Below are 19,880 nucleotides of genomic sequence, written 5' to 3' on the forward strand. Positions count from 1 at the left end.
CCCGCTGCGTCTCAGCGGCCCGTCTTGATGCCCAGGTTGCCGCCGCCCTGTCCGGGCTTCTTCGTGCCCGGGCCGGAGGAGGGCTTCCCACCCTGGGGCCGCAGCGCCAGGCTCAGCTCGCTGTCCGTGGCGGACACCCGCCGCGTCACCGGCTCGTAGCCGCTCAAGGCCAGCGTCACCTCCACGGAGGAAGTGCCGGGCTGGAGCGTGAGCTTCGTCGGCGTCTTGCCCAGCGTCTCGCCGTCGATGCTCACCGTGGCGCCGGGCGGCTCGGAGAGGACGGGCAGCTCCACGGGCCGCGCCGGCTCGGGCGTGGGCTGCGTGGGCGGCTGCGCCGGCTGCGTCACGGTGACGGGCTGCGGGGGCGGCTGCACTGGCGTCGCCTCGGCGGCGTTGGGGCCGCGCAGGAAGACGAGCGCCGCGCCGGCGACGAGCAGGCCCACGCCCGCGACGGCCACGGGCATCCAGGGCACTCGGCGCGCGTCGGGCCGGTCCAGCGCCGCGGTGCCCCGCGTCTTCTCACGTGCGGGCGGCACGGCCGCGGCCTGGCGCGAGCGCGTGCTCGGGGCGGGGCTCTGCGAGGGGCGCGGGACGGCGCGGGACGCGGCGGAGCGCGGTGCACCCGGGCCTCCGGGCACGCCGCTCAGCGAGGAGTTGGAGCGCGAGTCCAGGTCCGCGTCCTCGGCGAGCTGGTCCAGCTTCGCCGGGTCCGCCTCGGTGGTGATGCGCTCCGCGTACACCTCGCGCAGGTACGCGGACAGGTGCGCGCTGCTGGCGGGCAGCCGCAGGTTGAGCGCGTAGTCCTCCAGCGCCAGCCGGAAGGCGCCGCAGTCCGGGTAGCGCCCCTCCGGCGTGGGGGCCAGCGCCTTGAGGAGAATCTCGTCCAGCCCCGGCGGCAGCCGCGGGTTGAGCTGCGACGGCCGCGGAACCTGGCAGTCCTTCACCAGCCGCAGCGTCATCATGTCCGACTCGCCCTTGAAGAGGCGCTTGCCCGTGAGCAGCTCCCACATGACGATGCCGAGCGCGAACAAGTCACTGCGCGCGTCGATGCTCTGCCCGCTCGCCTGCTCGGGAGACATGTAGGGGTACTTCCCCTTGAGGACGCCGGTGGCCGTGTTCTGGCTGCTGGTGGCCGCCTTGGCCACGCCGAAGTCGATGACCTTCACCCCGCCGTCGAAGCCGACGAGGATGTTCTGCGGGGACACGTCGCGGTGCACCAGCCGCAGCGGCTTGCCCTGCGCGTCACGCGCCTGGTGCGCGTAGTGAAGGCCCGCCGCCGCGTCCGCGATGACGCGCAGTATCAGCCCCACCGGCAGCGGCTTGCCCTGCGCGCGGGAGAACTTGTCCAGACGACGCACGTCGTCACCCTGGACGTACTCCATGGCCAGGCAGTGCCGACCTTCAATCTCCGAGAGGTCGAGGATGGTGATGAGGTTGGGGTGCGTCAGCCGCGCCACCAACCCGGCCTCGTCCAGGAACATGCTGAGGAACTCATCGTCCTCGGCGAGGTGGGGAAGGATGAGCTTGAGGACCACGAGCCGCTCGAAGCCCGTCCCGTGCTCGCGGGCCAGGAACACCTGCCCCATACCCCCAGAGGCAATCTTTCGCAGCAGCTCGTACTTACCGAATGGCACAGCCATGATGTGCCCTGAGGATAGCCCCCTTTCTCACCGGGTGGGAAATACCCAGTCGGCAAATACCCCACAGTGACCCCGCCTTCCGGGGCAGGTGACACGGTGGGATGTAGGGGTCAGGCCTTCATCTTGTAACCGGACTTCAACACCATCCACGTCACGACGGTGGCCACCACGGCGACGCCGGCGAGGATGGCGCCGCCCACCGCGGGGGAGAAGCTGCTCTGGCCCAGCATGCCGTAGCGCAGCCCCTCCACCATGTAGACCATGGGGTTGAAGAGGCTGACCTCCTTCCACGGCGAGGGCAGCGTGCGCACCGAGTAGAAGACGCCGCCCAGGAAGGTGAGGGGCAGCATGACGAAGGTGGGGAAGAAGTTGATCTGCTCGAACTTCTCCGCCCACACGGCGGCCAGCATGCCCAGCACGCTGAAGACGTAGGAAGACAAGAGCAGGAAGTACGCGGCCACCCACGCGTGCTCGAGGCTGAAGCCGGTGAAGAGGGCGGCCACCGCCCAGGTGAGGCCGCCCACCACGAGGCCGCGCACCATGGCGCCGCCGATGAAGCCGGCCATCAGCTCGCCGGGGCCCAGGGGCGACACCAGCAGGTCCACCACGGTGCCCTGAATCTTGGTGATGAACAGCGACGAGGAGCTGTTGAGGAAGGCGTTGTTGGCGATGCCGAGGAAGACGAGCCCCGGCACGATGAAGTGCAGGTAGGGCGTGCCGTCCACCGTCTGCACCCGGCCGGAGATGGAGTAGCCGAAGACGATGAAATACAGCGTGGTGCTGATGAGGGGCGAGAGGACGGTCTGGCCCGGCACGCGCATGAAGCGCCGGACCTCCTTCGCGAACAGCGTCTGCATCCCGAGGACGTTCATGATGGGCAGTGGGCGCGGTGGGTTCAGGCGGCCTGGGGACGGCCGCGGAGGATTTCGATGAGCACGTCCTCCATGCGCGAGCGGCGTGTCTCCACGTCGGCGATGGGCTGCCCTTCCGCGTAGAGCGCGCGGAGCAGCTCGCCCGAGGGCGCGCAGCCCTCGCGCTCGACATAGGTGAGGGTGCGGCCATCCGCGGAGAGGCTGGCGGCGAAGCGGCGGCCGACCTCGGACAGGGCGGCCTGGGGGTGGTCGAAGGTGACGACGACGCGGCGCTCGCCGAAGCGGCGCAGCAGCGTGGCCTTGTCCTCCACCATGAGCAGCTTGCCCTCGTTGATGATGCCCACGCGGTCGGCCAATTCCTCGGCCTCTTCCAGGTAGTGCGTGGTGAGGACGATGGTGGTGCCCTCGGACGCGAGCCTGCGCACGTACGTCCACAGGTCGCGGCGCAGCTCCACGTCCACGCCCGCGGTGGGCTCGTCGAGGAAGACGAGGCGGGGCTTGTGCACCAGCGCCTTGGCGATGAGCAGCCGGCGCTTCATGCCGCCGGAGAGGGCGCGCGTCATCGCGTCCTTCTTGGCCTGGAGGTTGAGGGCGGTGAGCACCTCGTCGATGCGGGCCTCGTCCCGGGGGCGGCCGTAGTAGCCGAGCTGGATGCGCAGGGACTCGGCCACGGAGAAGAACGGGTCGAAGTTGATTTCCTGCGGCACCAGCCCGATTTCGTAGCGGGGGCCCACCGAGTCCTGGTCCAGGTCCTTGCCGAAGACGCGGATGGTACCGGAGGTCTTCTTCACCAGGCCGCAGACGCTGCCAATCATGGTCGTCTTGCCGGCGCCGTTGGGGCCGAGCAGGGCGAAGATTTCGCCCGGACGGATGGCGAGGTCCATCGAGTGCAGCGCGGTGAAGTTGCCGTACCGCTTGGTGAGTCCCTGAAGCTCGAGGGCGGGCGTCGTCGACATGGCGGCGCCTCGAATAACACCTTCGAGGCGGGTGCGCCTGACTCTCGTGTGGCGCGGTGTGCCGAACGCCGGGAGATTTGTCAGGGAGCGAGCTGGCGGCCTCCCTGCACACGGGTCAGGGGTCGATTAGAAACTCGGGTCTGATGTCCCTTCGAACGCGTCTCCAGGGCCGCTTCCACCTGCTGGCGGCCGCCCTCGTCACCGTCGTCCAGCTCCCGCCGGTGCTCTGGTTCTGCTGGCTCACGCGCACGCCGCTGCCGGCGCTCGTGGCGCTGGGCGTCTCGTGGCCGTACCTGAAGCAGCTCCAGAGTCCCTGGACGACGACGCCTCGCGCGGCCTCCACCTATGTGGCGCTGGGGTGGTGGTCGGCCTGCCTGGTGTTCGACCTGCTCATGCTCCCCGCCGTGCTCGCCATCCAGGCGGGCGCTCCCGGGGGCGTGACGTGGGGAATGGCGGGGGCCGTCGCGCTGATGATGGGGAGTGACGCGGTGCTCGGCCGGCCCCGGTTGCGGAAGCGGACGGTGCGCGTGGCGGGACTTCCGAAGGAACTCGACGGCTATCGCATCGGACAACTCTCGGACGTGCACTGCGGACCCCACGTGCCCGAGGAGAAGGTTGCCGGGTGGGTGTCGCGCCTCAACGGGCTGGAGCTGGACCTCGTCACCGTCACGGGGGACTTGATTACGAATGGCTCCTCGCACGTGGAGGCCGTGGCGCGGGCGCTGGGAGGACTGCGCGCGAGGGACGGCGCCTTCGCGTGCATGGGCAACCACGACTACTTCACGGATGGCGAGCACCTGGTCCGCGAGCTGGAGCGGAACGGGCTGACGGTGCTGCGCAACCGGGGCGTGGTGGTGAGGCGAGAAGGGGCGAACCTGTATGTCGCGGGTGTCGATGACACGTGGACGTCACGCCACGACGTGGAGCGGGCGCTCGAGGCACGGCCGGACGGTGCTCCCACGGTGCTGCTGGCGCATGACCCGGACCTGTTTCCCCAGGCGCAGGCTCGTGGCGTGGAGCTGACGCTCTCGGGGCACACGCACGGGGGGCAGCTCGCGGTCCCGTGGGTGCGCCGACTGTCGCTGGCGCGGTTCATGACCCGGTGGACGGCGGGGATGTACCGGCAGGGCAGCTCGTGGCTGTATGTGAATCGCGGCGCGGGCACCACGGGGCCGCCGGTGCGGCTGGGCGCTCCGGCGGAGCTGGCGGTCATCACGCTGCGGCGGGCGTGACAGCGGACCGGGGCGAAGCGCCTCAAACCTCTGTCGCATCAAGCAGTCCGCGCAGCCGCTCTCGTTGCTGCGAGAGTGACAGCGGCCCCGGACGGAGCGCTTCAGTCCCCTGTCACGTCGAGCAGTTCGCGCAGCCGCTCCTCCAGGAAGCGCCGCTCCGGCGCGGTGCGCACCAGCGCCAGGGCGCGCCGGTAGCTGGCAGCTGCTTCCTCATTGCGTCCCAGTCGTCGCAGCAGCTCGGCGCGCGCGGCCGGGAGCAGGTGATAGTCCGTGAGCCTTCCGGACGTCTCCAGGTCGTCCACCAGCGCGAGGCCGTGCTCGGGCCCGCGCGCCATGGCCACCGCCGCCGCGCGGTTCAATTCCACGACGGGGCCGGGCGACAGCTCACACAGCTTCTCGTAGAGCGCGGCAATCTGCGCCCAGTCCGTGTCCTCGGCCCGCGCCGCCTGCGCGTGCAGCGCGGCGATGGCCGCCTGGAGCGTGTACGGCCCCCGGGCCCCCAGCGCTAACGCCGCGTCGAGCTGCGCCAGCCCCTCCCGAAGCTCCTCGCGGTCCCACAGCGCGCGGTCCTGCCTGTCGAGCAGGACCAGTCCCCCATCCGCCGCCACGCGCGCACGGCGACGCGCATGGTGCAGCAGCATCAGCGCGAGCAGGGACGCGACTTCCGCATCGCGCGGCAACAGCGAGCGCGCGAGCCAGCCCAGTCGCAGTGCCTCCGCGCACAGTTCCACCCGTAACAGCTCCGGCCCGTCCGTGGCCGCATAGCCCTCGGAGAACACGAGATACACGGTGTGCAGCACCCCGTGCGTGCGCTCGCCCAGTGCCTCCGCTTCCGGCACGGAGTAGGGAATGCCCGCGTCGCGAATCTTGCGCTGCGCGCGCACCAGCCGCTGCGCCATCGTCGCCGGTGGTACGAGGAAGGCGTGCGCAATCTCCTCCGTCGTGAGGCCGCACAACGTACGCAGCGCGAGCGCCACCTGGGCCTCGGGAGAGAGCGCCGGATGGCAGCACGTGAAGAGCAGGCGCAGCGTGTCGTCCGGAAGCGCCTGCCACTCCGTGCCATCCGGCGGCGGCGCGAGCTCCTGCTCGATGCGCGCCACCGCCTCCAACTCATCCACGCGAGTCCCCAGGCGCACCCCGCGCCGCACGCGGTCCACCGCCTTGTTGCGCGCGGCGCGGATGACCCAGGCCCGCGGCTCGTGAGGGATTCCCTGTCGTGGCCACTGCGTGAGCGCATCCGCGAAGGCTTCCTGCACCACCTCTTCGGCCGCGGCGAAGTCTCCGCCGAGCACACGGATGACCGTGGCCACGATGCGGCCATAGTCCTCGCGGTAGGTCTGCTCCAGGGTGGAGCCCGGGGTGCTCACTCGCGCGCGTTCAGCCCTGCTTCGTGAAGTCCACCACGGGGCGCACCTCGATGCTGCCGGTGCGCGCGCTCGGAATGCGCGAGGCGATGGCGATGGCCTGGTCGATGTTCTCCGCCTCGATGAGGTAGAAGCCGCCCAATTGCTCCTTCGTCTCGGCGAAGGGGCCGTCCGTCGTCAGGCGCTTGCCGTCGCGGATGCGCACCGTGGTGGCGGTGGCCACGGGCTGCAGCGCCTCGCCCGCCGTGTAGTTGCCGCTCTTGCGGATGCTCTCCGTGAAGGACATGTACTCGCCCATCACCCGCTCGGCCTCGTCCTTCGGCAGGGTCTCCCACACCTTCTCGTTCTCGTAGATGGCCAGCACGTAGCGCATGGTGTTCCTCTGAAGTTCGGGGGGAGTGGAGCCTCCCCGACGAAGGGTCGAACGAGGTCCGCGAAAATCGACCGGCATTTTCGACGGGATTTTCCCGGGGCTCCAGGCCCCTCCGTCCCCCATGGTTCCGCGGGGTTGGACGGCGGCGCGAGTCCGATAGACTCGCAGGTCACATCTCCGGCCCGGGTGGCACTTGAGGGTGTCCCCGTTCCACGCCAGGAGAGCCATGCTCACGCCACCGACCCTCAGTGAAACCGATGTCCGCCTCGCCGCCGCGGGGGACCGCTCCGCCTACGAGCGGCTGGTGCGGCGCTGTGCCGGGCTGGTGAGCGCCATCGCGCTGTCCATCGTCCACGACGTGGGGCGCAGCGAGGACGTGGCCCAGGAGGTGTTCGTCGCCGCGTGGAAGGACCTCGCCCGGCTGCGCAACCCCCGCACCTTCCTCCCGTGGCTGCGCAACATGACGCGCCATCTGTCCTTCCGGATGCTGCGCGACAGGCACGTGCCCACGGAGGACGAGCGCCTCGCGAGCCAGGCCGATGAGCGGGCCACCGCGGCCGAGCAGTTGCTCGCGGCGGAGCGTGACTCCGTCCTGGACGACGCGCTGATGGCGCTCGAGGTGGAGGACCGCGAGGTGCTCTTCGTCTACTACCGAGAAGGCAGGTCGCTGCGGCAGGTGGCGTCACTGTTGGACCTCTCCGAGCCGGCCGCGCGCAAGCGGCTCTCTCGCGCCCGGGCTCGGCTGCGCGAGGGCGTCGAGGCACGGCTGGGCGATTTCGCCGTGAGCACGGCGCCTGGCCCGAAGCTGTCGGCGAACGTCATGGCCCTGCTGCCGTCGACGCTCGGCTCGGGCGCCGCCGTCGCCACGTCCTTCAAGGTGGCGACCAGCGGTGGCGCGACGTGGCTCTCCTTCGTCGCACCGCTCGCCATGCTCGCCGGGACGCTGGGCGGAATCTCATTCTCCGTCCGGAAGCTGCGGGCCCGCGCGCGCGACGAGGAGGAGCGGCGGGGAGTTGGCCGCTATGGGCTCATGGCCGGCGCCGCCACCAGCATCGCGGTGGTGGGCATGGGCGTGGCCACCGTCTTCGATTTCCCGCTCTCGTGGTTCATCGGGCTCTGGGCGGGCTTCATCTTCACCTGGGACTGGCTGGTGCTCGTCTACCTGCCGCGTGTCACCGCCCGCCGGCTCGTGCTGGAGCGCGCCGAGGACCCCTCCGCCGCGAGCCGCCAGCACCGGGAGCGCGTGGCGGCCCTGGTGCTGATGGCCCTGGTGACGGGCTGCTCCCTCGCGTCCCTGGGCCTCATGCTCCGCATCCTGCTGCGCGGCGCCTGACCCCTCCGGCGATATCTGGAGTCTGGAGTGCCCCCGGCGTGCATGCCGGGGGCCTCGTGTGTCCCGGCGTCAGGCTCCGGAGGCAGCCAGGGCCGGGAGTACATCCGGCCCGGCGCTCGCGGCACCGGACCGGAGGGTCGCAATGGCCGTCCCGGAGGAGCCCAGGTAGCCCAGAATCATGACCACCGCGAGGCCGCCAGCCGGAATGAACTTCAAGGCCTTGTTCATGTCCGGCGTGGCGAGGAAGCGCAGGGCCTGGCCGGGGATGATGTTCGTCAGGGTGCGGGCGAAGGCCAGCGGGTCGCGCTTGTCGGCGGGCAGGGCGGCGTAGTGCCAGGAGGTCATGATGATGTTGGCGGCGCCCCAGAGCGAGATGCTGACCTCGCCCGTGTAGATTTTCAGCTTGCCGGCGCGCATCAGCAGGAGGAGCAGCCCGCGCGTGGGACCCAGCCCGAGCTGGAGCAGCCAGATGAAGCCGGGGAAGCCGGCCTGGCCCGGGCAGAACTCGGGAGCAGGCGTGGCGGGGTTGAGCGCCCAGGGCATGCTGCACAGGGTCGTCACGTAGCGAAGGAGGACGGAGACGAGGCCCTTGGTGGGGTCACCCTTCCCAGCGGCATGGAGCGTGATGAGGAGGCCATCCGGAGCAATGCGCACGAACATGGTGGCCGCGTAGGTGGCGAGGCAGAAGTCCCGCAGCAGCTTCTCCCAGCCGGGGTCGGCGGCCGCGAGCGGGGCTTCTCCGGACGACGGGAGTCCCAGCTTGCCCTTCAGCCACTCCACGGAGAACGACTTCCGGAAGAGGTCCAGCGTGGCGTTGTCCGGGATGGGCGTCTTGTCCAGCAGCACCTTGTAGAGGAGGGTGGTGGGAATCGCGACGAGGTACGCAACGAGGTCCACGGGCTGGAAGCTCAGCGTGTCGCCGGTGAACAACTTGTAGAGCTGCGAGACGACGGGAATCTCCCACTTCTCGGTGATGGCCTCGCGGAAGGCCTGCACCACGTCCGCGAGCAGGTCGAAGAGGGAGAGGACGACGCCTCGGGCCGCGTCGAGCGCGAAGAGGGCGATGCTCTCCATCACCTTGATGACGCCGCTGAGCAGCAGCTCCAGCGCGCGGTCCGGCTCGTTGCCGATGTTGGTGAAGTAGCCCACGCCCTCGTTCCACGCCTGCTTGCCGTCCCCGAACTCGAAGTTCTGCGACAGCTTGTGGAACTCCTCCATCAGCGCCTCCAGGCTGGAGGACACCGCGGGCGAGCGCAGCGCGAGGCCCATGGCGCTCCTGGACGCGGGGTCGTCCGAGCTCTGCTGGAAGGCGTTGAGCAACAGGTTGTGGTCCGTCGCGTGCTCCTCATCCTCCGAGGGCCGGTTCCGGGAGAAGTAGCTCCCGGTGCTGGGATTCCCATCGGCCTGGAGGATGGACACGGTGCGGTCCACGACCTGCTTGAGGTCATTCTTCAGCGTGTCGAAGCCCTCCGCCACGGCCCCCCGGACGTGCTGGATGCCCGCCACGGTGACGCCCAGCACAGTGTCGATGGTGTGCCTCACCACCTTCGCCGTCCGCCGGATGTCGTCGAAGTCGAAGAGGAAGGCCAGCCACTCGTAGAGCTGCTCCAGCTTGACCTTGAGCCAGTTCCAGACGCCCTCCACGAAGTCGAAGGCCTGCTGGGCGAACTCGATGACCGCCTCGAAGATGCGGTTGCCAATCTCGAACAGCACCTTGCCGATGCCGTCGATGACGGTGACGACGATTCTCTTGATGTTGTCGACGACCCAGCTCACGCCGTTCTTGAAGGCCTTCCACATGCTGCCCCAGTCCACGCTGAAGAGGCCGCCCAGGGCCTCGGGGCCCGTCGCCTTCGCCGCGGCCCAGCTCCGGGCCTCCGCGACGCTGGTGGTCCGGTACATGGGGAACCCGGAGGTGAAGTCCACCTCCCACGCCTGCTCGCCCAGCGCGCGCAGGTCCAGCTGCGGCCGGAAGCCCGCCGCCGCCGCGTGGCGCGCGACGAACGCGTAGGAGACGGCCCGCGCGCCCCCATCCGTCTGGGCAATTTTCATGGAGGCCTGGGACAGCTCCGCCAGGCTCCGCGCGTACTCGGGCTTGCGGTACTCCGGCGGGAGGAGGTACTTGCCGGAGCGGTCCTTCGCCTTGAGCACGTCGTCCGCCTTCAGGCCGGCCAGTTTCTGCTGGAGCTGCCCGTTGGGCTCCACCCGCAGCGGGCTGCCGGCGAGCGTGGTGGGCGTCTCCACGAACAGGGTCGCGGCCGCGAGCGCGTTGGCGCGCTGGTGGATGACGATGCGCCCGTCAGTGCCCGCGCGCACCTGGACCTTCTCCACCTGGCTGCACCGGTACGCCAGGCCGTCCACCCAGAGCGTGGTGAGGAAGGACGTGTGGAGCGTCACCGGCGCGTTGGCCATGGGCACGCCCTTGCGGCTCAGCACCGTGAGCTCGAGCGCGTGGGTGGGCACCTTCGCCATCGTCTCGCTGACGTGGGGAACCTCCACGGGCTCCTCGAACCACTGGCTCGTGCCGGGCGCCTGCCAGAAGCGCAGCAGGTCTCCACCCCGCGTGACGGTGTACGCCTCCGAGTAGCCCGAAGCGCTCTGGCCCACGGAGAAGAGGGCGTTGCCCACCGAGTTGCCCAGCGAGAACAGCGGCGCCCAGCCGGCGAGCCTGCCGCGCGAGTCCGTGCGCTGCGCGGTGTGGTGGAGCCGGCCGTCCTCGCTCACGCCGAACACCTCCAGGAGGGAGTCGAAGCGCGGCGTGGCGAAGATGCGCGACAGCTTCGTGTCCTGACTGGCGTCCACGCGCACCCAGTCGTCGAACTGGATGCCGCCGGTGGAGTACTTCCGCTGCTTCTTCAGCCAGAGCCGGCCGGTGTCGCGCTCCACCGCGAAGACATTGAGGAGGTCCTCCGCGTCCGTCACCACGGAGAGCGTGCTCACCAGGAGGGGACCGAGCTCGTGGAGCTGGCTCGTGCGGAAGCTGTCCTCGGCGAAGAGCACGCGGTCGTTCTCGCCGATGGCGAAGAGCGCGGACTGGACGGGGTTGTTCGCCACCTGGGTGATGTCCTTCACCCGCGCGTCCTTGCCGTCCGGCCCCTTCACGGGAGCCCAGACGGGGCCACCCCACCTGGTCCACCCCGGCTCGAGGAAGTTGGTCCCCAGCCGGCCGTCCTCCAGGATGACGTTGGCGTAGACGGTGCCGGTGACGCCGCGCACGGCGAGGAAGCGGCGCACCCGCTCGTGCGCGTCCTTCGGCTGGTTGACGGCCTGGAAGTACGCGTCCGTGGCCTGCTCGTACCTGCTGAGGGTGAGGCGGCCTTCGCTGTCGACGCCGAGGATGTGCGGGGTGTCCGGCGAGCCGCCGTCGGGCACGAAGAGGGACAGCTGGCGGGCGGTGATGCCGAGCGCCGTCTCCGAGTAGGGCGCCTTCGCGGCGTCACCCCGGCGCAGGCGGTAGACGGCGTCCCCGGTGCCCACGGAGTAGAGGTCCAGCGCTCCCTCCGCGTTGAGGAACGTCTGCAGCTCCGTGCCCGAGGAGAAGGGCCGCACGAGCTGGAAGGTCTCCATGTACTTCGTGCTGGCGCGCAGCGCGGGCTGAGCACCCGCGGGTGCTGCATCGCGAACGGCCTGGGGAATCATCATGGCACTGCCTCCTCGGAAAGGTGCCGCGCCCGCGCCTCTGCGCGCTCCGGCGACGGCGGATGGGCGACGCAGCGCCGGGCGAGCTGCAGGCCCGGTGAGCGCCAGATGGGACGTCCATGGCTGTTGCAGTACAGGGCCTGGTCCGCGGCGGGATGCCGGGTGTCCGCGTCTCCCCACGCCGCGCGCAGCGTCGCGAGCGCGGGGTGGAGGGACGCGGCGCCGTGGACGACGGCCCGCTCCACCGCGTGGAGCAACTCCACGCCGTGGGCATAGAAGGGGGTGGCGGAGCGCAGGAAGGCCGCGCTCCCTCCGGTGATTCGCACGCCCGCGGCGACCGTCCGTGTGGCCCCTTCGTGGAGGGTGCCATGCGTCCAGCCCACGCGGGCACAGAGCGCGGCCACGTTGGCGTTGACGCACAGGTCCACGGGGTTGTCCCGGCCCTGCTCGCACAGCCACGTGCGCACGGCGCCGGTGCGCACCCAGGGGCCGTCACCGCCGCGCACGGAGAGCAGCCTGGCGGGCTCCACCACCGTGGCGAGCGCCTGGTGCGCCTGGGCGTTGGAGCGCCGCCCGCCTTCGAGGAGGGCGAGCCACGCGAGCGCGGTGTCGTCCGCGTCCGCCGGCAGGTGGATGGGCAGGCGCGGGGTGTTCAACGTGTACGGGTAGAAGCGGAAGGCGCCCGGACGCATGGGCTCCTCGCACGCCTCCACGAAGTCGAGCGCCGCCTCGTGCGCGGCTTCGAGGCGGAGGCGCAGCGGCGCCGTGTCCGCGCGGCGCAGCAGCGTGCCCAGCAGCAGCGCCACCTGCGCGGTGACGAAGCACGTCTCATCGTCGACGGCGTCCTCGCCTTCGCCCACGCGGGAGGGGAAGGCGCCGCTGGAGGACTGGAGCGCGAGCAGCTCCCGGAGCGGGCCGTACGTCATGGCGCTTCCTCCGGTGCGGGCGCCAGCGTGGCTGTCACCCGGGAGGAGCCATCCGCTCCGAGCACTGCGCCGACGAGCGTGTGGCACGTGCCCTCGGAGAGCGCCGCGTAGAGCCCCTGCGCCCAGCCGCGCGCACGGCCCACGGACAGCAGCCGCTCACGGGCCCGGGCGTCGGGCCCGAGCAGCGCATCCGCGATGGAGTACCAGGTGAACGCGAGCGGCCGTCCCCCGGCGTCGAAGGCCTGGCTGAAGCCCGAGTCGTGCGTGGGCAGCTCGAAGCGGACGGTGCGCTGCGTGAGCGCTTCGATGTCGCGCACCACCTCCGAGCCCCGGGCCGGCAGTCCCTGCCTGCGCAGCAGCGTGTCCAGCTCCGCCGCGTAGAGCGGGCCGGTGCGGTAGTAGACCTCCACGCCGCCCCGCTCCGGGTCCAGCCCCACCATGGTGGCGCGCACGCCCCGGTTGGGCAGCACCGCGGGCCTGCCGACGACGGACGCCTCCCACTCCCGCCACTCCGCGTCCGCGGGTACCTCCAGGTACAGCTTGCGCCGCACGGCGCCGCCCCGCACCCGCAGGCCGAGCCATGCCCCATAGCGGCAGGGCGCCCCGGCCTGCCAGCCCGCGATGCGCTGGAGGACGGCACGCTGCTCCGGCGCGAGGGCAGCCTCCACCGCGTCCGCACACGTGCGCAGCCGCTGCTCCGGCGTGCCCAGGGGACACGGGTCGATGGAGAGCCGCACGTCACCCTCCGGCCAGACGAAGGCGACCTCGATGGGGGCGCCCGTCGGTGTCAGGCGGCTGGCGAACGCCGCCGCCGTGGTGGAGCCCCGAGGCTGGTGTCCGCCCCGCGCGAAGTCCTCGAGGAGGCCTCGCGCCAGGAGGGGCGCCTGCGCGGGCGCATGGGCCGCCAGCGTCAGGAGCGTGTCCCGGCGGAGGAACGGCACCGCCGGGAGCCCGGGCTCTGGCCATGGGGGGGCCGCCGGCCCCAGGCCGGTATGTCCGTGTGCAGGTGTCATGGCCCGGGCTCCCGGTGGTGCTCAGCGATGCTTGAGGTCGACGACGCGGCGGTTGACCTTCGGCTTGTCACTGGTGCCGACGGGGGGCAGGACGAGCTGAAGCTTGTTCTTCACCTCTTCTTCGTCCACGTACTTCGAGGTGCCGTCCTTCAGGACGTACTCGGCGCTGAAGAGGAAGGTCGTGTTCCCCGAGGTCCGCTTCTGGCGGATGTTGTAATAGAGCGGCAGCGAGCGCTGCTCCGTACCCGCCGGGTCGAGCAGGTCGAAGCGGAGCACGTTCTCTCGCTCCCCCTCGACGGCCCTCACCTCCGCCGGACTCAGCAGCCCGAAGGGCTTCAGGAAGAACGGTGGGGGCACGTCGCTCATCGCCGCGCCAGGCGGAGTCACGTTCCGGAGCTGCGCGAAGTTGATGTAGATGGTGGCGACCAGGTCCCAGTCGATGTGGGTCGTGTCGATCTTCACGCTGTACGGGTACTCGTCCGAGCTCAGGATGAGCGACCGCCGCTCCGTCGGCTGGGTGAAGCGGTCGAGCGTGAAGTCGTCACCGTCGCCGTAGATGAGCTGCCCGCTGAGCTCGAAGTAGGCCGTCTGCGGACTGGGCAGGGCCTGGAAGGTCCACGGCTCGCCCGTCTTCAGTCCCTTCGTCTTTTCGGGCTGCCAGGCCCAGTCGTGGCGCGCCTCGGGCTGCTGCTGGGAGTTCTTCGGGTCGTAGTAGGCGGCATTGACCTCGATGAGCTCGAACCCGCTCTGCTCCGTCGCGTTGAGCGCGCGCAGGCTGAAGGTGACGAGCGCGTCCAGCGGGGAGAAGACCTGGACGAGGTCGACGTTCGCCGAGCCGAAGGCGGGCGGGCCCTGCGTGGTCACCACCGTCCCGTTCGCCATGAGGTAGCGCAGCCGGTAGCTGTACGTGTTGGTGAGGGGCAGGTGGTAGACGCTGTCGAAGCTGACCGTCCCGTCGGTGCCGTTGGCGGTCATCTCCCGCGTCATCACGGCGGCCGTCTGCCCGGGCGGAGGCTGGAAGAAGAAGTCCACGAAGACCTTGGACACCGTCCTGTCCTTCGCCGGGTGGGTGCCCGCCGCGAAGGGCACGTTCGCCCCGACGAAGGCCACCTGCCGGATGCCGAAGAGGTTGGGGCGCAGCCCCACGAAGGTGTCCTCCGAGCTCATCCAGCCGGAGGTGTACGGGAGCGCGCCACCCGGGTAGTTCACCTTGTATTTGTACTGGAAGCGCGGGTCGAACCGGCCCTCCTGGCGCGCGCCCGGCGCGACGTACGTCAGCGTCGTCCGCGAGGGGTCGGCCGGGATGAGGACGAAGGTGTTCTTCGTCTGCCGGGTGGGGTAGTCGACGGTGACCTCCACGGACTCGAAGAGGACCTTTCCCTCGGCTCCGAGCAGGTCGCCCTCCAGTGCGAAGGTGACGACGAGCTCGCGGTTGTCCACCTCCGTGTAGACCTTCCTCCACGTGTCGTCGTCGAACTTTGGCAGGTTGGCGGAGACCGGCGTGCTCCACTCGACGACGGTGTCCTGCGAGTACGTCTGCTGGAAGGACGTGGTCGCCGAGACGGGATTGGGGCCGGTGGCCATCTGCCGCGCGCTCTCCACCGTCTGCGCGACCTGCGTCTCCAGCGTGGTCTTCGCCCAGTCGGTCACGCGCTGCACCAGCTCTTTCGAGCCGCCCGCGCCCTCCGTCACCTCCACCTTGCCGGCGCCGGACTGCCACAGCAACTGCTTCACGCCGACGAGGACGGACTTCTCGTTGCCCCAGGTGTCCCTGCGCTTCTCGTACTTCTTCTCGAACTCGATGGCGGCGGTGGCGTCGTACTTCACCAGCGCACTCGCCCCCAGCAGCTGCGTGAGCGCCCGCATGTCGTACTCGATGCGGAAGGGAGACAGCCGGCCGTCACCGCTGAAGGCGTTGACGAAGCTCTGCACGTCCCCTTCCGTTCCCAGCTCCACCTGGAAGGCCGCCACGTTGCTGGCGAAGAGAGAGGGCGTGACGGTGGCCAGCCGCGACTCGCCATCCAGGTCGAAGGAGAAGAAGGTGTCGCCGCCCGTCCACGTGAACTGGCCCCACGTCACGGGACGGCCCAGCTGGCGCTCCGCCGCGGCACGAGCCTCGCCGGGGGAATACAGCTCCACCTCGAAGGTGCACACGCCGGACACGCCGCCGTCGTTCGTCTTGTAGCGGGTGAGGGAGAAGACCGGCTGGCCGTTCTGCGACCGCAGGCGGGGGACGGGGACCAGGTAATACGTATCCTTCTCCTGGCGGTCCCGGAAGATGACGACGAATTGGTCGTCACCATAGAAGACCTGCTGCGCTTGAGTGATGTCGAACATGTACGGCTCCTGTTCGTGGCGGTGGACGTCGACGCACCTGGGTAGCAATTGACGCGCCACCTCGAATTGCGAGGCCGCATCACTCGCGCGTCACTCGCGCTTCAATGAGGAGACGTGGCGCGGCGGGCGCGCGGAGCGAACCTGGCGCGTCCGGCGCGCACGCAGCCGCGTCGGCACGCAACGCCGCGTGTTTCATTCCCGTTCGCGCGTAAGGGAGTTCACCTACGACAGCCGGGCAGGGGATGTGGAGGCCGCTGGAGCGCGCGGAAGCAGGGCGGGAGGGCGCTCGGGGCGTGTGGCGCGCAGGACTCTTGGAGGGGCACCGCGGCGCCTGGCGTGTTGGCGCGGGACGCACACTGCTTGAGTGCGCTGTTCCACCCTGGTATCCGCTGAGCCCCTCACCCCGCCGGAGGCAGGAAAGCCGCAATGGCCCAGAATTTCATCTTCACGATGCAGGACCTGCGCAAGGTCAAGAACAGCAAGGAGATCCTCAAGGGCATCTACCTGTCGTTCTTCCCGGGCGCGAAGATTGGTGTCATCGGCCCGAACGGCTCCGGCAAGTCGACGCTGCTGCGCATCATGGCGGGCGTGGACACGGAGTTCTTCGGCATTGCCAAGCCGGACCCGACCGCCAAGGTGGGCTACCTGGCGCAGGAGCCGCAGCTCGATTCCTCGCTGGACGTGAAGGGGAACGTGGAGCTGGGCCTGAAGGAGATTCGCGCCGCGCTGGACCGCTTCAACGAGGTCAGCGCGAAGTTCGCCGAGCCCATGGACGACGCGGCCATGGAGAAGCTCCTGGCGGAGCAGGGCCGGCTCCAGGACTACATCGACTCGGTGAACGGCTGGGAGCTGGACCGCACCCTCGAGATGGCCATGGACGCGCTGCGCCTGCCCCCGGGTGACGCGGACGTGACGAAGCTGTCCGGCGGTGAGAAGCGCCGCGTGGCGCTGTGCCGCATCCTCTTGGAGAAGCCGGACCTGCTGCTGCTGGACGAGCCCACCAACCACCTGGACGCGGAGAGCGTCGCGTGGCTGGAGGTGGCGCTGAAGGAGTACAAGGGCACCATCGTCTGCATCACCCACGACCGGTACTTCCTGGACAACGCGGCCGAGTGGATTCTGGAGCTGGACCGCGGCGAGGGTGTGCCCTGGAAGGGTAACTACTCCAGCTGGCTGGAGCAGAAGCAGAACCGGCTGGCGCTGGAGGAGAAGTCGGAGAGCCACCGGCAGAAGACGCTCAAGCGCGAGCTGGAGTGGGTGCGTCAGTCGCCCAAGGCGCGCCAGGCGAAGAGCAAGGCGCGTATCGCCGCGTACGAGGACCTGCTCAACCAGTCGCAGGACAAGCGCGAGGCCACGGGCGAAATCATCATCCCCCCTGCGCCGAAGCTGGGCGGGCTGGTGGTGGAGGCCAAGGGGCTGCGCAAGGCGTACGGCGACCGGCTGCTCGTGGACGACCTGAACTTCAAGCTGCCGCCGGGTGGCATCGTCGGCGTGATTGGGCCCAACGGCGCGGGCAAGACGACACTGTTCCGGATGATGACGGGCGTGGAGAAGCCGGACGCGGGCGAGCTGCGCATGGGCGAGACGGTGAAGCTGGCCTACGTGGACCAGAGCCGCGACGCGCTGAATGGTGACAACTCGGTGTTCCAGGAGGTCAGCGGCGGACTGGACCACCTGGACCTGGGCAAGGGCGGGCAGATTCCCAGCCGCGCGTACCTGGCGGGCTTCGCCTTCAAGGGGCAGGACCAGCAGAAGCGCGTGAAGGATTTGTCCGGCGGCGAGCGCAACCGCGTGCACCTGGCGAAGATGCTCAAGGAGGGAGGAAACCTCCTCCTGCTCGACGAGCCCACGAATGATTTGGACGTGGAGACGCTGCGGAGCCTGGAGGATGCGCTCCTGAGCTTCGCGGGCTGCGCGGTGGTCATCAGCCACGACCGCTGGTTCCTGGACCGCATCGCCACGCACATCCTGGCGTTCGAGGGGGACAGCAAGGTGTTCTTCTTCGAGGGCAACTTCCAGGACTACGAGGCGGACAAGAAGAAGCGCCTCGGCCCCGAGGCCCTGGAGCCGCACCGCATCCGGTACCGGCCCATCACCAAGAACTGAGCAGTGGTTGTACGGAGCCCCTGGCCTGGATGCTCAGGGGCTCCCGCGGCCGACGAGGCGCGCGAGGATGGCCTGGAACTCGTCGGGGCGGAGATTCACGTGCTCGACGACGTACCCGTAGAGCATCGCCGTCGGGACGTTGCGGCCGCCGCGCTGCTCCTGCAGCTGGTGCAGCGTGTGGAGGATGAGGCGCTCCACCCGGGTGAGCCCGTCGCGCACGTCGGGGAGGTAATCACGAGGGTCCTGGGGCATTGCCGGCCCCAGCGTACCTCGCGGCCGGGCAGCCTGTAGACTCCCGGGCATGTCCGTTGCCCAGCCGTCACCGCAGCCCGAGCCTGGTGCCGTCCCGGCCGCTCCCGAGGCGCCCTGTGCCGACTGCGGCGCCGTGCTGACGGGCGCCTACTGCGCGCAGTGTGGAGCGAAGCGCTTCACTCGCGACGAGCAGCGCTTCACGCCGTACGTGAAGCAGTTGCTCCAGGAGCGCCTCCACCTGGACGGCAGGCTGTGGCGCACCCTGTGGCTGCTCGTCACACGGCCCGGCTTCCTCACGGTGGAGGCGCACTCGGGGCGCTTCGGGCCGTACGTGTCGGCGCGCAAGCTGTTCCTCCTCGTCGGCGCCGCTTACTTCCTCTTCGGCAGCGGGACGTTCTTCCGGATGGACCGGATGCTGGGCGAGCGCGCCCAGCGCTACAACACCTTCGTCGAGTACTCCGCGCGCGAGCTGGGCGTGGAGCCCGCGGTGCACCGCGAACACATGGAGGCGCGCTTCCAGCGGGTGAACAAGCTCGCGCAGCTCGGAGGCGTGCTGCTGCTGGCCGGGGCGCTGCCGCTGCTCTACTGGAGGCCGCGTCGCTACTTCGGTGAGCACCTCACCTTCGCGCTGCATGCGTCGGTGTTCCGGTTCCTCATTGGTGCCGTGGGCCAGCAAATCCACCTGCTCGCGGGCTCATGGCTGCCGAGCATCCTGCTGGTCAACAGCGTGTTCCTCGTCTACCTCGCCGTGGCGCTGCGGCGGGTGTACGGCGGCTCCTGGGGGCCGACGTGGGGCAAGGCCGTGGTGCTGTGCTTCGTCACCATCCTCACGGTGTTCCTCAGCATCGCCACGGGCATGACCAGCGTCTTCATCCAGTGGCACCCGGGGTAGGGCACGGGCCTCAGGCGGGGCGCCGGGCCCACAGGCGCAGTCCCACCGGTTTCAACGTGCCGGCCTCGATGCCACGCTGCTCCGCGCTGTAGACGTGGTCGGTGATGGCTTCTGCTTCAGCATGAGCGGCCGTGCCCGCGCCGATGTAGCGGTAGAGGTACGGGCCTTCGTGGGCCCCGAGCAGCTCGAAGCGCCGGCCGAGCTCCTCCTTCATCCGCCATCCCTCCGAGAGAGCTTCTCCGTCATGCGAGTGCTCCTCGCGCCAGCGTGACACGGGCTCCGTGGACGGCGCGCCGTGGATGCGTGCCGGCGGGTAGCGGCCCGCGGCGGCGAGCAGCTCCTGCGTCTCGAAGTACCAGCGTGCGGTGGCGGCATCCGGCGCCTCGACGGAGAACTCCTCGGCGATGAGCAGGCCCCCTGGCACGAGCAGCCGCCGCGCATGCTCGACGGCCTCGGCGAGCGGGGTGATGTGGTGCAGCGACGTCACGAAGAGGAGGGCGTCGAAGGGAGCCGCCTCGAACTCGAGCAGCCCTGTCTCATGCCACGTCACTCCTGGAGCGGCGGCGCGCTCCGCTGGCTGCTTCACGTCGATGGCCGTCACCTCGTGGCCGGCGCGCGCGAGCACGGCGGCAAGCTCTCCCTTCCCACAGCCCACGTCGAGCACGCGGCGCCGTCCCGCCAGCAGGGGCTCAACGAAGGCGCGGGTCTCTCTCAGGGCTCGGCTCTGCCAGATCGTCATCGTCAGCGCGTCTCCTCAATCCCGGTCCTACTCGTCCCCGTGGTGAGTGGCCATGTCTTCCCAATCGGAAGTGGATATTGCGACGGTGCGAGGTCACATCGACCATGGGCGCTGATGAATACGTCCAGGCTCTTTCGAAGGTCTCTCCTGTGGCCCCTCCTGGCCATCGCCTCGCAGTCCCTTCAGGCGAGCGCACAGGAGGGTTC

General features: G+C 69.8%; 15 protein-coding genes. 4 read left to right on the forward strand and 11 right to left on the reverse strand.

Features of this window, described 5'->3' with window-relative positions:
- Positions 1–11 precede the first annotated feature (11 nt).
- From G4D86_RS31060 to G4D86_RS31070, 3 genes are all read right to left on the reverse strand, one after another.
- Positions 12–1,640 carry a serine/threonine-protein kinase gene (locus tag G4D86_RS31060; RefSeq protein WP_163997693.1) on the reverse strand — a complete coding sequence of 543 codons (1,629 nt, stop codon included), beginning with the start codon at positions 1,638–1,640 and terminating at the stop codon, positions 12–14.
- A gap of 110 nt (positions 1,641–1,750) precedes the next feature.
- On the reverse strand, positions 1,751–2,497 hold the full coding sequence (locus G4D86_RS31065) for an ABC transporter permease (protein WP_240360560.1): 747 nt from the start codon (positions 2,495–2,497) through the stop codon (positions 1,751–1,753).
- Between the two features lie 38 nt (positions 2,498–2,535).
- Positions 2,536–3,468 carry an ABC transporter ATP-binding protein gene (locus G4D86_RS31070; RefSeq protein ID WP_163997695.1) on the reverse strand — a complete coding sequence of 311 codons (933 nt, stop codon included), beginning with the start codon at positions 3,466–3,468 and terminating at the stop codon, positions 2,536–2,538.
- 143 nt (positions 3,469–3,611) lie between these two features.
- On the opposite strand from G4D86_RS31070, the gene G4D86_RS31075 reads away from it, so the two are divergent.
- Positions 3,612–4,700: a metallophosphoesterase gene (locus G4D86_RS31075; RefSeq protein ID WP_163997696.1), complete on the forward strand. Its 1,089-nt coding sequence runs from the start codon at positions 3,612–3,614 to the stop codon at positions 4,698–4,700.
- Between the two features lie 101 nt (positions 4,701–4,801).
- Here the strand turns inward: G4D86_RS31075 and G4D86_RS31080 are convergent, their stop codons facing one another.
- Both G4D86_RS31080 and G4D86_RS31085 read right to left on the reverse strand, forming a co-directional pair.
- Positions 4,802–6,067 (reverse strand): RNA polymerase sigma factor, encoded by a 1,266-nt coding sequence (locus G4D86_RS31080; protein WP_163997697.1) that lies wholly within the window; start codon positions 6,065–6,067, stop codon positions 4,802–4,804.
- 10 nt (positions 6,068–6,077) lie between these two features.
- Positions 6,078–6,437, reverse strand: a complete 360-nt coding sequence (locus G4D86_RS31085; RefSeq protein WP_163997698.1) for a YciI family protein — start codon at positions 6,435–6,437, stop codon at positions 6,078–6,080.
- A 226-nt stretch (positions 6,438–6,663) separates the two neighbouring features.
- On the opposite strand from G4D86_RS31085, the gene G4D86_RS31090 reads away from it, so the two are divergent.
- Entirely contained in the window at positions 6,664–7,770 is a 1,107-nt protein-coding gene (locus tag G4D86_RS31090; RefSeq protein WP_163997699.1) for an RNA polymerase sigma factor, read from the forward strand.
- A gap of 69 nt (positions 7,771–7,839) precedes the next feature.
- Here the strand turns inward: G4D86_RS31090 and G4D86_RS31095 are convergent, their stop codons facing one another.
- The 4 genes from G4D86_RS31095 to G4D86_RS31110 are packed head-to-tail and all read right to left on the reverse strand — an operon-like array spanning position 7,840 to position 15,685.
- Positions 7,840–11,412, reverse strand: a complete 3,573-nt coding sequence (locus G4D86_RS31095; protein WP_163997700.1) for a PLL family lectin — start codon at positions 11,410–11,412, stop codon at positions 7,840–7,842.
- Complete coding sequence (locus tag G4D86_RS31100) at positions 11,409–12,335, reverse strand: hypothetical protein (RefSeq protein ID WP_163997701.1); 927 nt, start codon at positions 12,333–12,335, stop codon at positions 11,409–11,411. The genes G4D86_RS31095 and G4D86_RS31100 overlap by 4 nt, the downstream gene beginning before the upstream one ends.
- Positions 12,332–13,348 (reverse strand): hypothetical protein, encoded by a 1,017-nt coding sequence (locus tag G4D86_RS31105; RefSeq protein WP_163997702.1) that lies wholly within the window; start codon positions 13,346–13,348, stop codon positions 12,332–12,334. Before G4D86_RS31105 ends, G4D86_RS31100 begins: the two co-directional genes overlap by 4 nt.
- 21 nt (positions 13,349–13,369) lie before the next feature.
- The gene (locus G4D86_RS31110; RefSeq protein ID WP_163997703.1) at positions 13,370–15,685 is read right to left on the reverse strand and encodes a hypothetical protein; all 2,316 of its coding nucleotides are present in this window, start codon (positions 15,683–15,685) and stop codon (positions 13,370–13,372) included.
- Positions 15,686–16,111: 426 nt separating this feature from the next.
- Here G4D86_RS31110 and ettA point away from each other — a divergent pair, with 426 nt between their 5' ends.
- The gene (gene ettA / locus G4D86_RS31115; protein WP_163997704.1) at positions 16,112–17,791 is read left to right on the forward strand and encodes an energy-dependent translational throttle protein EttA; all 1,680 of its coding nucleotides are present in this window, start codon (positions 16,112–16,114) and stop codon (positions 17,789–17,791) included.
- Positions 17,792–17,824: 33 nt separating this feature from the next.
- Here the strand turns inward: ettA and G4D86_RS31120 are convergent, their stop codons facing one another.
- Positions 17,825–18,043 carry a hypothetical protein gene (locus G4D86_RS31120; protein WP_163997705.1) on the reverse strand — a complete coding sequence of 73 codons (219 nt, stop codon included), beginning with the start codon at positions 18,041–18,043 and terminating at the stop codon, positions 17,825–17,827.
- Between the two features lie 49 nt (positions 18,044–18,092).
- On the opposite strand from G4D86_RS31120, the gene G4D86_RS31125 reads away from it, so the two are divergent.
- Positions 18,093–18,935, forward strand: coding sequence for a DUF3667 domain-containing protein (locus G4D86_RS31125; RefSeq protein WP_163997706.1), 843 nt, complete (start codon positions 18,093–18,095; stop codon positions 18,933–18,935).
- Between the two features lie 10 nt (positions 18,936–18,945).
- Here the strand turns inward: G4D86_RS31125 and G4D86_RS31130 are convergent, their stop codons facing one another.
- Positions 18,946–19,674: a class I SAM-dependent methyltransferase gene (locus G4D86_RS31130; RefSeq protein ID WP_163997707.1), complete on the reverse strand. Its 729-nt coding sequence runs from the start codon at positions 19,672–19,674 to the stop codon at positions 18,946–18,948.
- Between the last annotated feature and the right edge of the window lie 206 nt (positions 19,675–19,880).

This window comes from Pyxidicoccus caerfyrddinensis (assembly GCF_010894405.1).
GTDB lineage: Bacteria > Myxococcota > Myxococcia > Myxococcales > Myxococcaceae > Myxococcus > Myxococcus caerfyrddinensis.